We start from the raw sequence: 13,002 nt of genomic DNA, 5'->3' as shown, positions 1-13,002 counted from the left end.
CGATGGCCATTGAGCATCAGCCATATCATGCAGGTGGCTAACGCTTGGTCATATTCTTGTAAAACACCAATTCTTCTTTCAGTTTGATGCTTTCATCCTGCTGCGCCGTCAGGGTTTTGGCCAGGTTGTTACTGGTAGCCAGCTCCACTTGCAACTCCCGCTGCGAAGCAATCAGTTTTTTCTGTAATTCAATATTTTCGGTGGTCACTTGCCGCAAACGCTGACGTATATGCTCACCATCATCATCATGCACCACCCAGTAGGCCAAGGCAAAGCCGATCACGACATAAGTCACCGCCAGCATGCTTTGAAAATACCAGGGCCGATGTGAGCGTACTGCCACCTGCTTGGCGGTCAGGCCAAAATGGTTTCTCAGTCTTCTGCGTATCGGCCTGATCATTATGGCAACAATGGCAGCACTTGCAAACCAGCATCCGGCGCCAGGTTAAACATCAAATTCATATTCTGCACGGCCTGACCAGATGCGCCTTTGACCAGATTGTCCTGCACGACAACGATTGTGACATAATCGCCTGCCTGTGGGTATAGCGCCATCCGCAAAACATTGGCACCACGTACGGAGCGGGTTTCAGGCAGAGAGCCTGCAGGCATCACATCCACAAAAGTGGCGCCCTGGTAACGCTGCTCATAGACTTGCTGCAACACTTGCTGCTTGCCCTGTGCGTTGAGTTTTACATGCAAAGTGGTCAGCATGCCACGAATCATGGGAATCAAATGCGGCACGAATATAAGGTTGACCGCGTCGTTACCTGACAGTTTCTTTAACTGGGCCAGAATCTCAGGATGGTGCCTGTGCCCGGCCACGCCGTAGGCTTTCAGGTTATCACTGGACTCAGAGAACAAGGTGCCCACTTCGGCTTTTCTACCAGCACCGGAGACACCAGACTTGGCATCCGCAATGATAGGTACGGAGAAATCAATCCAGCCCTGCTCCAGTAGCGGCGCCAAACCAAGCAATACCGTGGTCGGGTAGCAACCAGGATTACCGATGACGTCTGCCTGCTGCACGTCAGCGGCATACAACTCAGGCAAGCCATAGACAGCATCTTTCAGTACGTCAGTACAGCTATGCGGCAATTTGTACCACTTTTCGAATTCAGCAGCATCCTGCAGACGAAAGTCAGCAGCCAGATCGATGACCTTCACCCCAGCTGCCACCAGCGCAGGCGTTTGTGCCATGGCAACGCCATGCGGCGTGGCAAAAAAGACGACATTACATTGCGTCAGATCGACCGTGGCCGGATCGCTAAACTTAAGATCAACCACGCCACGCAAGCTGGGAAACATATCGGCGACCGGCAGACCTGCCTCGCCCCTGGAGGTAATCACTTGCAATTGCACATCAGGATGTCTTGCTAACAAACGCAGCAACTCAACACCGGTATAACCCGTTCCACCTACAATGCCAACTTTGATTTTTTCCATATCTTTAAACCAGATGCGCGTTCGATGACGACCCATGCATAAAAAGTAAAACAATATAAATGAAAAAGGCCGCCAATGCGACCTTTTTGCACAACAGGTTTGTAACAAACGTTGGAAATTAACGTTTGGAGAACTGCTTACGACGACGCGCTTTACGCAGGCCGACTTTCTTACGTTCAACTTCACGTGCATCACGTGTTACGAAACCAGCGTGAGACAATGCGCTCTTCAAAGCTGCATCATAGTCAATCAACGCACGGGTAATGCCATGACGTACTGCACCCGCTTGACCGGATTCACCACCACCATGCACATTGACCAGAATGTCAAAGCTTGCTGTGTTGTTAGTCAATTCCAGCGGTTGACGCAAAATCATGCGAGAAGTTTCGCGTGAAAAGTATGTGTCAACGGGCTTATCGTTGACCACGATGTTGCCACTGCCGGACTTCAGGAACACACGTGCCACTGAACTTTTGCGGCGGCCTGTGCCGTAGTTGTATTTACCGATCATGTTTTATCCTAATCGTCTTAAATTAGATGGTTAATGGTTGCGGTTGCTGCGCAATGTGCTCGTGCTTGTCGCCCGCATACACTTTCATTTTTTTGATCATGGCATAGCCCAAAGGACCTTTTGGCAACATGCCTTTCACAGCTTTCTCCAACGCACGACCTGGGAAACGGTCTTGCATTTTTGAGAATGAAGTCGTAGTGATACCGCCTGGGTAACCGGAGTGGCGGTGATACAGCTTGTCACCCGCTTTGTTACCAGTTACTTTAATTTTGTCCGCATTGACTACAATGATGTAGTCGCCTGTATCCACGTGTGGTGTGTAAATAGCTTTATGCTTACCACGCAGGCGATGAGCGATTGCGCTGGCCAAACGACCCAATACCAAGTCTGTGGCGTCAATCACGAACCAGTCACGTTGTACTTCATGCGATTTTGCTGAAAAAGTTTTCATTTTATAACTACCGAGTTATAGCGTATAAATTAAGAGGGCGGATTATATGCCAGCATAAGAAAGCTTGTCAACGAAATATTCTAAAATAATCGTAACCAGCCTGATGGAATCAGGTTGCTGACTGAGGCAAGCTATTTTGTGGCTTTTTTGCCATCAATTAGGCAAATTACTTGATATAAAACGTGCTTTTATCACAAACAAGCCTTGTTTTTTCAAGGATAATTGCAATCGGATGCTATATTAGCTCAAGTTTTGACTTTCTGCATCCGTTTACTTCAGATTGATTTAAACCACAGTCACTTAATTAAACAGCAGCAACACTACTAAAAATAATTTTAGATGCTTTCAGGCATATACCAGGTTAAATCACTCCGTTTTCGCGCTGCCACTGGCTGGCGAGGGCTTTGTGCTTCCGTGCTGTTTGCGTTTACATCGTTGCTACAAGCCGCTGAATTTGGCGCACTCACGATTGAATCTGCGCCAGGCCAGCCATTATTGGCCCAGCTACCGCTGAGTCATGTTCAGGCAGACACAGATATCAGTTGCTTCAGCCTGAGCCAATCTTCCAAACAACCAGCGCCAGAAACCAGCCCTGTTCACCTCGAATACACGACCCTGGGTAGCCAGCAGGGCGTATTGATGCTGTGGTCTGACGCTGCCATTGCCAGCCCGCTGACACTGACCTTGACTGATCGCTGCCAGCACACGCGGCAGACTGTGACCATTCAGCCCGACAATACGGTTTCAATCGCTATTGCAGCTGCGCCACCCATCAGCAACACGACTCCTGAGCCCATTGCAGTGATTTCACCAGAAGTGGTTGAAACACCGCCCGCGCCGCCTGCCATCCCAGTAGAAGCTTATACGGCACTGCAGGCGCAAATTAACGATTTGCAGCAAAACTTCAAACAATTACAGACGAAATCTGATGTCCTGTATGCCAGCAACCTGGCGCAGGCGGACATCCTGGCGACACTAAAAACCCAGCTTACTCACCTGCAAAACGAGAATCATCTATTACGTACACTGGTCATTGCCTTGGGGCTCGCGCTGATTGCCAGCGGTTTTTTCTTTGCTGACTGGCTACGCCGCCACGCCGCCGTGCCAAAGGTGATTAAGTCACGCCGTACAGCTAAACAAAGTGACGCTGCATCTATACCTACCGATGGCACATCGGGACCGGCGACGCGTCCACTGAGTGGCAAACCTTTTTCAGCCACCGTCTTACCGACTCAGCAGGCAAGCGACACACATGGCTTGAATACGCCAACACAGCCGCCTGCAACGACCAAAACAAGCAGCCGCTTAAAATCAGTGCCCATGCATGCCAACGATGATACGGTGATGCCACACGGCGTGCCTCTGAAGGTGAGCTCGCAGCAAAGTACACAGGCGGTGATGCAAGATGCCTCGCGATTATTCACACATGGCCGGGTCAATCAGGCGATTGATCATTTGCAGCAGCATTTGGCCAAGCATCCGAAATCATCTCCCTGGATGTGGCTATATTTGCTGGATCTGCTGTCAAAAGAAGGCAAGCAGCAAGAATTTGATATTGTTGCCGGCGAATGCCGCAAGCATTTCAACCTCAACGTAGAGCACGCGCCGGACTTGAAGCAACAAGGCATTGAGTCCTTCCCGCGCGTCATGAAAGCCTTGCAACAAGCCTGGGGCACACCGCAGGTGATTGCCTTGATTGACGACCTGGTTTACAACACGCGACTGGTGCCACGCATGGGTTTTGAGCGCAGCGTCTTTGAAGACCTGATGTTGTTGAAAGAAATTGCCTGCCAGACACAGAACCTGCCAGCGGTGCCGCCTGCGCCAAAAGCGGCTGACCATGAAGAACCGATCAATGGCAACTTGCGTGAGTTGCAGCAGCTGTCAGAAGATCTTTATATTCTGGCGCCGGTTGAACACACGCCCTTCCAATACTGGACAGACTTCACCTTTGAGTTGGACGAACCTTCAACATTACGCAAGTCCGCCTAAACCGTAACTGACTGCCAGCCCGGCGGTCAATGCCGCACCAATCCAGAAATTCTCCAGAAACGCCTTGAAGCAATCGCTAGGCTGCCGGTGACGAATCAACCTGTATTGCCGCCACAGCTGCGCAGCCGCCACTCCCCAGCCAAGCCAGAATGGCCAGCCTAGCGCCAGCACTTGCGCCACATAGCCCACAATCAGCAGCATGGCAACAAAGCAGCCCATAATCGCCAGCACATCAAAACGCCCGAAAGTGATGGCGGAAGAGCGGATGCCGATTTTGAGGTCATCTTCGCGGTCAACCATGGCATAGGCCGTGTCATAAGCCACCGACCAGAAAACATTCGCCAACAATAGCCACCAGGCGACTGCAGGCACCTGACCCTGCAAGGCAACAAAGGTCATCGGGATGCCAAAACCGAAGGCAATGCCCAGATAGGCTTGTGGAATGGCGAAAAAGCGTTTGGTATAAGGATAACTGACGGCGAGAAACAATGCAGGCACAGACCACAACACGACTTGCCAGCCCAGTGTACAAACCAGCGCAAACGCCAGTAACGACAATCCGATGGCGACCAGGTAAGCCTCTTTGACGGAGATTTCACCGGTCGCCAGCGGCCGCTTGTTTGTGCGTGCGACCGCGCCATCCCAATGCCGGTCGGCAATATCATTTAATGCACAGCCTGCCGACCGCATCAACACTGTCCCCAGCACAAATACACAGGCAACCCACCACTGTGGCTGCCCCTGCCCCGCAAGCAGTAGCCCCCACAGCGTAGGCCACAATAACAGCCAGATACCGATAGGCTTATCCAGCCGCGTCAGCCGGTAATAAGCATGCCATTTGGCGAGAAGTTGCATAAAAAGGATTCCTGATAAGGATTAACGACCAGGCGGCTGGGCGCAGGACGGTAAAAACACTTCAGTCACCAGCAAACGATAATGCCGCAGGCAAAACAACGAGCGCCTGGCCCATAGCACCTGCCGCGTTTGCTCAGGAAAATGACGGTAAAAAGCTTTGTACAGCGGGTGCGCAGACGACAGTTTTCGGTAGTGTAAACGACCACGCTGCACACTGGCATTGGCAAACAGTGCCGCACCCAACGGCACACGCCCGATGTGGCGCAATTGGCACCATGCCCCTCGCAAGTCCTTACGGGCAATAACGCTGTGTGCAAATACCTGCGGCTGCCCCTGCCCCATCAGCATGACTTCGCGCACCCAGGCATGGGTGGCCGCAGGCAATCGTAACACTGCCTGCTCATCGACGTTAGGCTTGCGCCAGCCTTGAGACAATACCTTGACTGAGAAATCCGGATATTGACGCTTTAATCGAGCGGTTAACGAGCCACGTTCCTGCAACCAGGGCCGCAACGGTAGCCGACCAACCACATGTGCTTGCCAGCCATAATCTTGCCTGTCATGCATGCGGTGCATAGCAGCTAGTGTGGTAGCGGAAATGTTTTAGGCAACCACACCCACAACTGCCCTTGCTGGCGCATCGCGCCTGCCAGCTTGCCCGCAGACTCGCCCTCACCCCAATAGACATCTGCACGTACGCCACCTTTGATAGCGCCACCAGTATCTTGCGCCTGCATCAGCTGCTGCAAAGGCGCCTCCGAATTTGGGTAAGTCGTGGCCAGGTAGACTGGCGCCCCCAGTGGAATATAAAACGGGTCAACCGCGATACTACGGGCGGCACTTAACGGGACGCCCAGCGCACCTAGCGGACCAGACAAACCTGCAGGCAATAATTTAAAAAACACATAGCTAGGATTCGCATCCAGCAATGCGCGCAATTGGTCAGGATGTTGTTGCCCCCAGGTTTTAATCCCTTGCATGGAGGCTTCACTTGCCACCATCTCGCCACGCTCGACTAACAGCTTGCCGATGGATTGATATGGATGCCCGTTTTGATCAGCGTAGCCCACCGGCAATCGCTCGCCGTTTTCAAGCTCGACAATGCCTGAACCTTGCACCTGCAGGAAAAACGCTTCAACAGCATCATTGACCCATAACAGTTCATTGCCCGCCAGTGGCGATTGCGTTTGCTCAATATCTGCCCGAGTGTAATAAGGGATGAGTGACGGCCCTTGCAAGCGGCCTCGCACGCGCTTGTATTTGAGCTCAGGAAACAGCCCGGACAAGTTCACTGTAATCAGGTCAGCAGGTGTTTTATAAAGTGGCACCGGGTAGCGAGCGCTGGCAGTGCGGGCACCTTTTAATACCGGCTGGTAATAGCCGGTCATCAAACCTTGCGGCGCACCTTCTGGCTGCTGTGTCTGATACACATTAAAATATTGCTGCCAATAAGCCTGGATAGCGACGGCATCATCGGCCTTAACCAACAAAGCCACGGCACAGACGGCTTGCCAGTCAGCTTTGTTTTTGAGCCCCTGGCAGCCTTGCATCCAGGCTCGCCAGCTGGTGACCCAATCCTCTTTGGCCAGCCCAGGCAAATCAGTCCAACTGGCTGCCTTTAACAAAGCATAAGGTTGCGTCGGCACATTGGTCGCCGCCGGTTTTTCAGGCGCAGGTGCCACAGCGGGCTTGCCTGGCGTAGTTGGCTTAATGACTGGCGGCTTGGTCGCGGGCGGTACACTTTGACAACCCGCCAGAAAAAATAGGGAGGCCAGCAAAATGGCCTGGCAGAATTTAAAAGTATGGTTGGTGGCTATCACTGTTTAGCTTTTTGCAACGTTTATATTTGGCAATTTCGACATTTGACGCATGCATGCGCCGTATTAAGCGAGTGGTATCAATACAGTTAGTGCAAACCGGCCGCCTGATGTAACCAAAAGGTCGGGATGTCCACTTCAAACCAGTGACCATCTACCGCAACCATTTGATACGTGCCAAACATTTCACCGCTAGGCGTGCTGAACATGACACTACTGGTATAGCTATACTCAGCCTCAGGTGCCAGTAGCGGCTGGTCGCCCACCACACCCAGGCCTTTCACTTCGCGCACTTGCTGCATGGCATCAGTAATGACCCAATGGCGGCTAATGAGTTGCACCGGCGTCTTGCCGGTATTGCGGATGGTGATGGTGTAGGCATACACATATTGCCCCGCCTCGGGTGATGATTGCGCAGTCAAATACTCGGTCACCACCGAGACTTCGCATGCATATAAGCCAGTATCCGTCATGATTAACCTATCATGCCCGTGGTTGGTGAGCTCGGGCTGGCAGAGTACAGCTTTTTCGCCATACGACCAGCCAGGAATGACTCGCGACCGGCTTCAACCGCTTTTTTCATGGCGCTGGCCATCAGCACCGGGTCACGCGCCGCAGCAATCGCAGTATTCATCAGCACCCCGGCACAGCCCAGCTCCATGGCAATCGCCGCATCAGAGGCACAACCGACACCGGCATCGACCAGCACCGGGATCTTGGCGCTCTCAATAATGATCTGCAAGTTCCACGGGTTTAAAATCCCCATGCCGGAACCAATCAGCGAGGCCAGCGGCATCACCGCCACACAGCCGATATCTTCCAGTTGCTTGGCAATAATCGGGTCATCCGAGGTATACACCATCACCTCAAAACCTTCTTTCACCAAGGTTTTGGCAGCGGCAATCGTTTCGGTCACGTTGGGATACAAGGTATTCGGGTCACCCAGCACCTCCAGCTTGACCAGTCTATGGTCATCCAGCAACTCGCGCGCCAGGCGCAATGTACGTACTGCATCATCAGCGCTATAGCAGCCAGCCGTATTCGGCAAATAGGTAAACTCACTGGGCGGCAAATAATCCAGCAAAGAGGGTTCGTTAGCATTTTGGCCAATATTGGTCCGGCGGATGGCCACGGTGACAATTTCTGCACCACTGGCATCAATGGCTGCACGCGTCTGCGTGAAATCCTTATATTTGCCGGTGCCCACCAACAGGCGGGACTGATAAGACTTACCGGCGATTACCAAAGCGTCATTCATATTCAAAAACTCTCTATTCAATGCGTTCAACTCAATCATTTATATCAGCAGTCGGCGACTAGCCGCCGCCAACAGCGCCCACGATTTCCAGTTTATCGTCCGCCTGCAATTGCACCTCGGCAAATTGGCTACGCGGCACAATATCGCCATTGCGCTCGATGGCAATGCGCTTGCCAGTAAGCTGCATATGCTCTACCAGCGCCAGCACACTCATGGCTTCTGCAGGCAGTGGCGTAGCCTTACCGTTGACAAAAATTTGCATGCTGCTCTTCATTTTTGATTGATCAAGCCGATATTTTACGAAAAATCAGCACATTTGGCTTTCAGTTTTTCATGTGCGATCTTTTTTTCAGGCGCCATTCAAGCCCTGTCATCCTAACAGGATTGGTATGCGTTAAGGTCATTAAACATGGCACCATGTTTGCTTGTATGTTGTAGCAATACAAATATGTCGTAAGAAATTGACAAGTTTGGTCATCACGGCGGATATCACATTGCTGTACAAGGAACTTTTTGTTAATTTTGGCGCCACATGCACGACGAACACAATTCGTCGTTTTGTGCCCCGAATATTGGAAATCCCAAAAGGAATATTGAAATGCAAATCGCACAGTCACACCAGGCAAGTCCGTCCAAAATTTTTTTAGTGGACGAAATTTATGCACCAAGCTTGAATACCTCCGCCGCCAATCTGGCAGATGCAAAAGCGGCCATTGAAGCACAGCAACACACGAAAGCAATTAACGAGTTACACCGCTTTCTGGAATCCAGCTGCGACTGCGTTTAATCACGCATCTTTAGCTGGCGCAAGACCCGGTAGCGGGTCACGATTTCTGGCTCAATGCAGAAACTGCATTGAGTGTCATACACTGATCTTATTCAGCCTGTAGCGGCCCTTGCTCCCTCCAAACCTCAGACTTCAGGCAAGGCGACAAATATTAAAGATAGAAAACAAAAAAGATGGCGACCAGCGCCATCTTTTTGTTTATGCATCCGACTTATCTATGCATGCTACGGGCACCACGACTGGCGCCCGGCAAAGCACCTACTCAATCGCCAGTTGCGGACGACCAGCTTCTGGCCAATCCAGGTGGAAGAACTGACCACGCGGCTGGTCTTTACGCTCATAAGTATGTGCGCCAAAGTAGTCACGCTGACCTTGCAACAGGTTTGCTGGCAAATCTGCACTTCTGTAACCATCATAATAAGCCAACGCGGCCGCAAAGCCTTGCGCCGGGATACCATTGGTCACCGCCAGCGCAATCACTTTACGCCAGCCAGCCTGGCCTTCATTCATCGCATTGGTGAAGTATGGATCCAGCATCAGGTTTTTCAGGCGTGAGTTCAATGCATAGGCATCAGTGATTTTTTGCAGGAAACGCGCGCGGATGATACAACCGCCACGCCAGATCTGGGCAATTTCACCGAAGTTGAGTTTCCAGTTGTAAGCCACTTGTGCCTTGTCGATGAGCTGGAAGCCTTGTGCATAGGCGCAAATTTTGGAGCAATACAAGGCATTCTTGATCGCCTCAATAATGGCTGCTTTGTCTTTCTCTTGCACAATCGCCGGGCCCTTGAGGATCTTGCTCGCTTCTACGCGCTCTTCTTTCAGGCTGGACAAGGCGCGCGCATATACCGCAGCGGCAATCGCATTCGCAGGCGCACCCAATTCCAGTGCGTTGGCGGCGGTCCATTGACCAGTGCCTTTCTGGCCTGCCGTATCCAGGATCTGGTCAACCAGGAAGCCTTTACCGGCAGGATCTTTTTGTTGCAGGATATCAGCGGTGATTTCAATCAGGAAGCTGGACAATTCCCCTTTGTTCCACTCGGCAAACACTTTACCGATTTCGTCTGCTGGCATGCCCAGCAAGTTCTTCATCAACCAGTAGGCTTCGCAAATCAACTGCATATCGATGTATTCAATGCCGTTGTGCACCATTTTCACATAATGGCCAGCACCGTCCGGGCCGATATACTCGGCACAAGAGAAACCACCCTCTACCGGCTTGCCTGGTGTGCCACCTTCTAAAGGTGCACCGGTCGCAGGGTCGACTTTAGCAGCGATATCGCGCCAGATCGGCTCCAGGCTAGACCAGGCCTTGCGTGTGCCGGATGGCATCAGGGAAGGACCAAAACGGGCGCCGGTTTCACCACCGGAAACACCAGAACCAATAAACTCGATACCCTTGGCAGCCAGCTCTTTTTCACGACGGATAGTATCCGTCCACAAGGCATTACCGCCATCAATAATAATGTCACCCTGCTCCAGGAAAGGCAGCAAAGCGTTAATCGTTACGTCCGTCGCACTACCGGCTTTCACCAGCAGCACAATTTTACGAGGACGCTTGATGCTTAATACAAAAGAAGCCAGATCGGCATGTCCTACCACGCGCTCGTGCGAAGGCTCATTCTTTTTGCATTCCTCGATGAAGTTCAGCATTTTTTTGGGGTCACGGTTATAGACCGCAATGGTATAGCCGTGATCCGCAATGTTAAGTGCCAGGTTTTGGCCCATCACTGCCAAGCCCACCAATCCAATATCCGCATTTTTTATAGTCATAGTTATCTCTAATAAATGGTTAATTTAGTTGAAAAAAAAGCACAGGCTTTTGACCTGTGCTTGGACTAGGGTATGTATTGAATACCGCATGCTCGTTGTTTTGAAATTCGCAACTGGCATGACATATTCAGCACCATAGTTTTCTTTCACTCAAGTTTGCTAGCAATCACTTACTTGAGTACGTTTCCGAACATTTGCAAGGTCAACTGATACCCGAGGTTGACCAGTTGCGCATCGTAACGTTCCCCTTCATCGCGCATAAAGGCATGTTGGCCATTAAACTCATGCCAGGTGTAATGCAAACCAGGCAAGGCCGCAAAGCGGTTATAGAGTTCGGCGCGCTTGTCGCCCGGAATGTGTGGATCCTGCTTGCCCCAGATCATCAGCAGCTCCCCTTTGATCTCGCTGACGCGCTCCATGCTGTGCTGGCCTGGTTTGTTTGGAATAATATTGGTATGCAAGTCGGTGGCATAGAAACAGGCGGTGGCTTTGACTTCTGGCTGCAGAGCGGCACGGAAAGCCAGGTGGCCACCGATACAGAAACCAGCAGCACCCAAATTGCCGTCATACCAGGCTTGTGCATTCAGGTAATCAATCATGGCACGGTTGTCAGTGTCATAGGCTTGTACGTCTTTAGCCATCTTGTCCGCATTGCCTTTATCGCGGCCGGCGTCGTCATAACCCAGCACGGTGCCAATCGGATTTAATTCATGGAACACTTCTGGGACTAGCACGGCATAACCATGGCCAGCTAAAAAGCGTGCAGCACGCTCAATCGGGCCGGTTTGCTGAAAGATTTCGGAGTAAAACAAAACCGCAGGCACCTTGCCATCGTGTTTTGGACGATGCACATAAGTACGCATCACTCCGGTTGGAGTGTTCAAATCGACGATTTCGCTTGTAATCAGCATGGTAAATCCTTAAGACAATCAAAAATATCGGCTATTCTAGCGCTGTTTGCACGGCTTTTCACTGGGTTTATGGGCCGGAATGAGAATTTTTTGCATTTTTGAATCAAAAACAGATTGTAATCACGACCCGTCATCCTAATACCGGGAGTTCATATGCGCTTATTGCCTTACCTCTGTATCTTAACGACCTGCTGGCTGCTGGCACAGACAGCGCATGCCCAGCCTGACCTGGACCTGGTTTACCACCTGAAAGCCTCAGTGGTGAAAGTGCACGCCTTGACCAATAGCGGTGGCCATGGCGTCGGCAGTGGCGTCGTGGTTGATAAAGATACGGTCGCCACCAACTGCCATGTGGTCGCGAATAGCAACGGCATTAGCATTTCGAAGTTTGGCGACAGTATGAGTCCGGTCGAGATGATTGCCGACTGGCGACATGATATTTGCCTGCTGAAATTCAAATATCTTGAATTACCAGCAGTCAAACTCGCTTCAGCCGCCTCGCTGCATTATGGGGATGACGTGTTTTCGATTGGCTTTCCAGGCGGCCCACCAAAACCACAAACCATCGCAGGCAAGGTGCGTGCCTTATACCCTTACGACGGCAGCCTCATTGTACGCACGGATGCTGCTTTTATTATGGGCTCCAGTGGCAGCCCAACCTTCAACCAGGCAGGCGAGCTGGTATCTCTGAGCACGTTCAAAAGCCCGGGTAAGGATGCTTATTTTTACAGTGTGCCTGTAGAGTGGATAAAAAACCTGATGCAACAGCGCGCCGCAACCACCACCGTGCCGGATGCCACCGCCTTTTGGGATTTGCCTGCGGATGCACGCCCTTATTTGATGCAAGTGGTACAGCCTTATCAAACCGGGGATTGGCAAGCATTAGAAGGCATTGCGCGCGCATGGCTGGCCCAGGAGCCGCAATCGGCAGAAGCCAGTTTTTACCTGGGCAGTGCACTGCATGGCCAAGGCCAGGCTGCCGCTGCGCAACAAGCCTATGAACGTGCGGTTAGCTTGCAGCCAGCGCATCTTGATGCCTGGAGCGGTCTGGCTATCCTGGCGCAACAAACGCAACAACCCACACTACTAAGCAATGCCGAGCAGCATATCCAGCAACTGGACAGCCAGGCCTGGCCGGACATTCAACAGCGCCTGCAACAGCTGCACTAATGATTTGCAGCGATTTGCACTAGCGATCTAC

The 13,002-nt window shown here is 51.7% G+C and carries 15 protein-coding genes; 3 read left to right on the top strand and 12 right to left on the bottom strand.

Features of this window, described 5'->3' with window-relative positions; all coding sequences use genetic code 11:
- Nucleotides 1-37 precede the first annotated feature (37 nt).
- The 4 genes from GQ52_RS05825 to rplM form a co-directional block, all read right to left on the bottom strand.
- On the bottom strand, nt 38-400 hold the full coding sequence (locus GQ52_RS05825) for a hypothetical protein (protein ID WP_019883717.1): 363 nt from the start codon (nt 398-400) through the stop codon (nt 38-40).
- Complete coding sequence (argC, locus tag GQ52_RS05820; RefSeq protein ID WP_198289758.1) at nt 400-1,446, bottom strand: N-acetyl-gamma-glutamyl-phosphate reductase; 1,047 nt, start codon at nt 1,444-1,446, stop codon at nt 400-402. The genes GQ52_RS05825 and argC overlap by 1 nt, the downstream gene beginning before the upstream one ends.
- A 118-nt stretch (nt 1,447-1,564) precedes the next feature.
- On the bottom strand, nt 1,565-1,957 hold the full coding sequence (gene rpsI / locus GQ52_RS05815) for a 30S ribosomal protein S9 (protein ID WP_019883719.1): 393 nt from the start codon (nt 1,955-1,957) through the stop codon (nt 1,565-1,567).
- 22 nt (nt 1,958-1,979) lie between these two features.
- Entirely contained in the window at nt 1,980-2,408 is a 429-nt protein-coding gene (rplM, locus tag GQ52_RS05810) for a 50S ribosomal protein L13 (protein ID WP_019883720.1), read from the bottom strand.
- A gap of 339 nt (nt 2,409-2,747) precedes the next feature.
- Between rplM and GQ52_RS05805 the strand changes: the two genes are divergently transcribed.
- Entirely contained in the window at nt 2,748-4,400 is a 1,653-nt protein-coding gene (locus tag GQ52_RS05805; protein ID WP_235272998.1) for a FimV family protein, read from the top strand.
- On the opposite strand, the gene ubiA is transcribed toward GQ52_RS05805, so the two are convergent.
- The 6 genes from ubiA to thiS all read right to left on the bottom strand — a co-directional run bounded on the left by ubiA (nt 4,383) and on the right by thiS (nt 8,592).
- On the bottom strand, nt 4,383-5,255 hold the full coding sequence (gene ubiA, locus GQ52_RS05800) for a 4-hydroxybenzoate octaprenyltransferase (RefSeq protein ID WP_047515832.1): 873 nt from the start codon (nt 5,253-5,255) through the stop codon (nt 4,383-4,385). The two genes, GQ52_RS05805 and ubiA, sit on opposite strands and share 18 nt — an antisense overlap.
- Before the next feature lie 21 nt (nt 5,256-5,276).
- Nucleotides 5,277-5,822 (bottom strand): chorismate lyase, encoded by a 546-nt coding sequence (locus GQ52_RS05795; RefSeq protein WP_047515830.1) that lies wholly within the window; start codon nt 5,820-5,822, stop codon nt 5,277-5,279.
- A gap of 14 nt (nt 5,823-5,836) precedes the next feature.
- On the bottom strand, nt 5,837-7,036 hold the full coding sequence (locus tag GQ52_RS05790; RefSeq protein ID WP_047518549.1) for a murein transglycosylase A: 1,200 nt from the start codon (nt 7,034-7,036) through the stop codon (nt 5,837-5,839).
- 125 nt (nt 7,037-7,161) lie between these two features.
- Nucleotides 7,162-7,545: a Co2+/Mg2+ efflux protein ApaG gene (gene apaG, locus GQ52_RS05785; RefSeq protein ID WP_047515828.1), complete on the bottom strand. Its 384-nt coding sequence runs from the start codon at nt 7,543-7,545 to the stop codon at nt 7,162-7,164.
- Nucleotides 7,546-7,547: 2 nt separating this feature from the next.
- The gene (locus tag GQ52_RS05780) at nt 7,548-8,330 is read right to left on the bottom strand and encodes a thiazole synthase (RefSeq protein ID WP_029512462.1); all 783 of its coding nucleotides are present in this window, start codon (nt 8,328-8,330) and stop codon (nt 7,548-7,550) included.
- Between the two features lie 58 nt (nt 8,331-8,388).
- On the bottom strand, nt 8,389-8,592 hold the full coding sequence (gene thiS, locus GQ52_RS05775) for a sulfur carrier protein ThiS (RefSeq protein ID WP_019883728.1): 204 nt from the start codon (nt 8,590-8,592) through the stop codon (nt 8,389-8,391).
- Between the two features lie 336 nt (nt 8,593-8,928).
- Between thiS and GQ52_RS05770 the strand changes: the two genes are divergently transcribed.
- The gene (locus tag GQ52_RS05770; protein WP_019883729.1) at nt 8,929-9,117 is read left to right on the top strand and encodes a hypothetical protein; all 189 of its coding nucleotides are present in this window, start codon (nt 8,929-8,931) and stop codon (nt 9,115-9,117) included.
- A gap of 258 nt (nt 9,118-9,375) precedes the next feature.
- Here GQ52_RS05770 and gndA read toward each other — a convergent pair whose 3' ends face one another.
- Entirely contained in the window at nt 9,376-10,890 is a 1,515-nt protein-coding gene (gene gndA, locus GQ52_RS05765) for an NADP-dependent phosphogluconate dehydrogenase (RefSeq protein WP_047515826.1), read from the bottom strand.
- A gap of 170 nt (nt 10,891-11,060) precedes the next feature.
- On the bottom strand, nt 11,061-11,801 hold the full coding sequence (locus GQ52_RS05760; RefSeq protein WP_047515824.1) for a dienelactone hydrolase family protein: 741 nt from the start codon (nt 11,799-11,801) through the stop codon (nt 11,061-11,063).
- Nucleotides 11,802-11,954: 153 nt separating this feature from the next.
- On the opposite strand from GQ52_RS05760, the gene GQ52_RS05755 reads away from it, so the two are divergent.
- Nucleotides 11,955-12,971: a serine protease gene (locus GQ52_RS05755; protein WP_047515822.1), complete on the top strand. Its 1,017-nt coding sequence runs from the start codon at nt 11,955-11,957 to the stop codon at nt 12,969-12,971.
- The last annotated feature ends 31 nt before the right edge of the window (nt 12,972-13,002 follow it).

Source organism: Methylophilus sp. Q8, from assembly GCF_000800115.1.
Classification (GTDB): Bacteria; Pseudomonadota; Gammaproteobacteria; order Burkholderiales; family Methylophilaceae; genus Methylophilus.
This window is presented reverse-complemented; position numbering and strand designations above follow the sequence as displayed.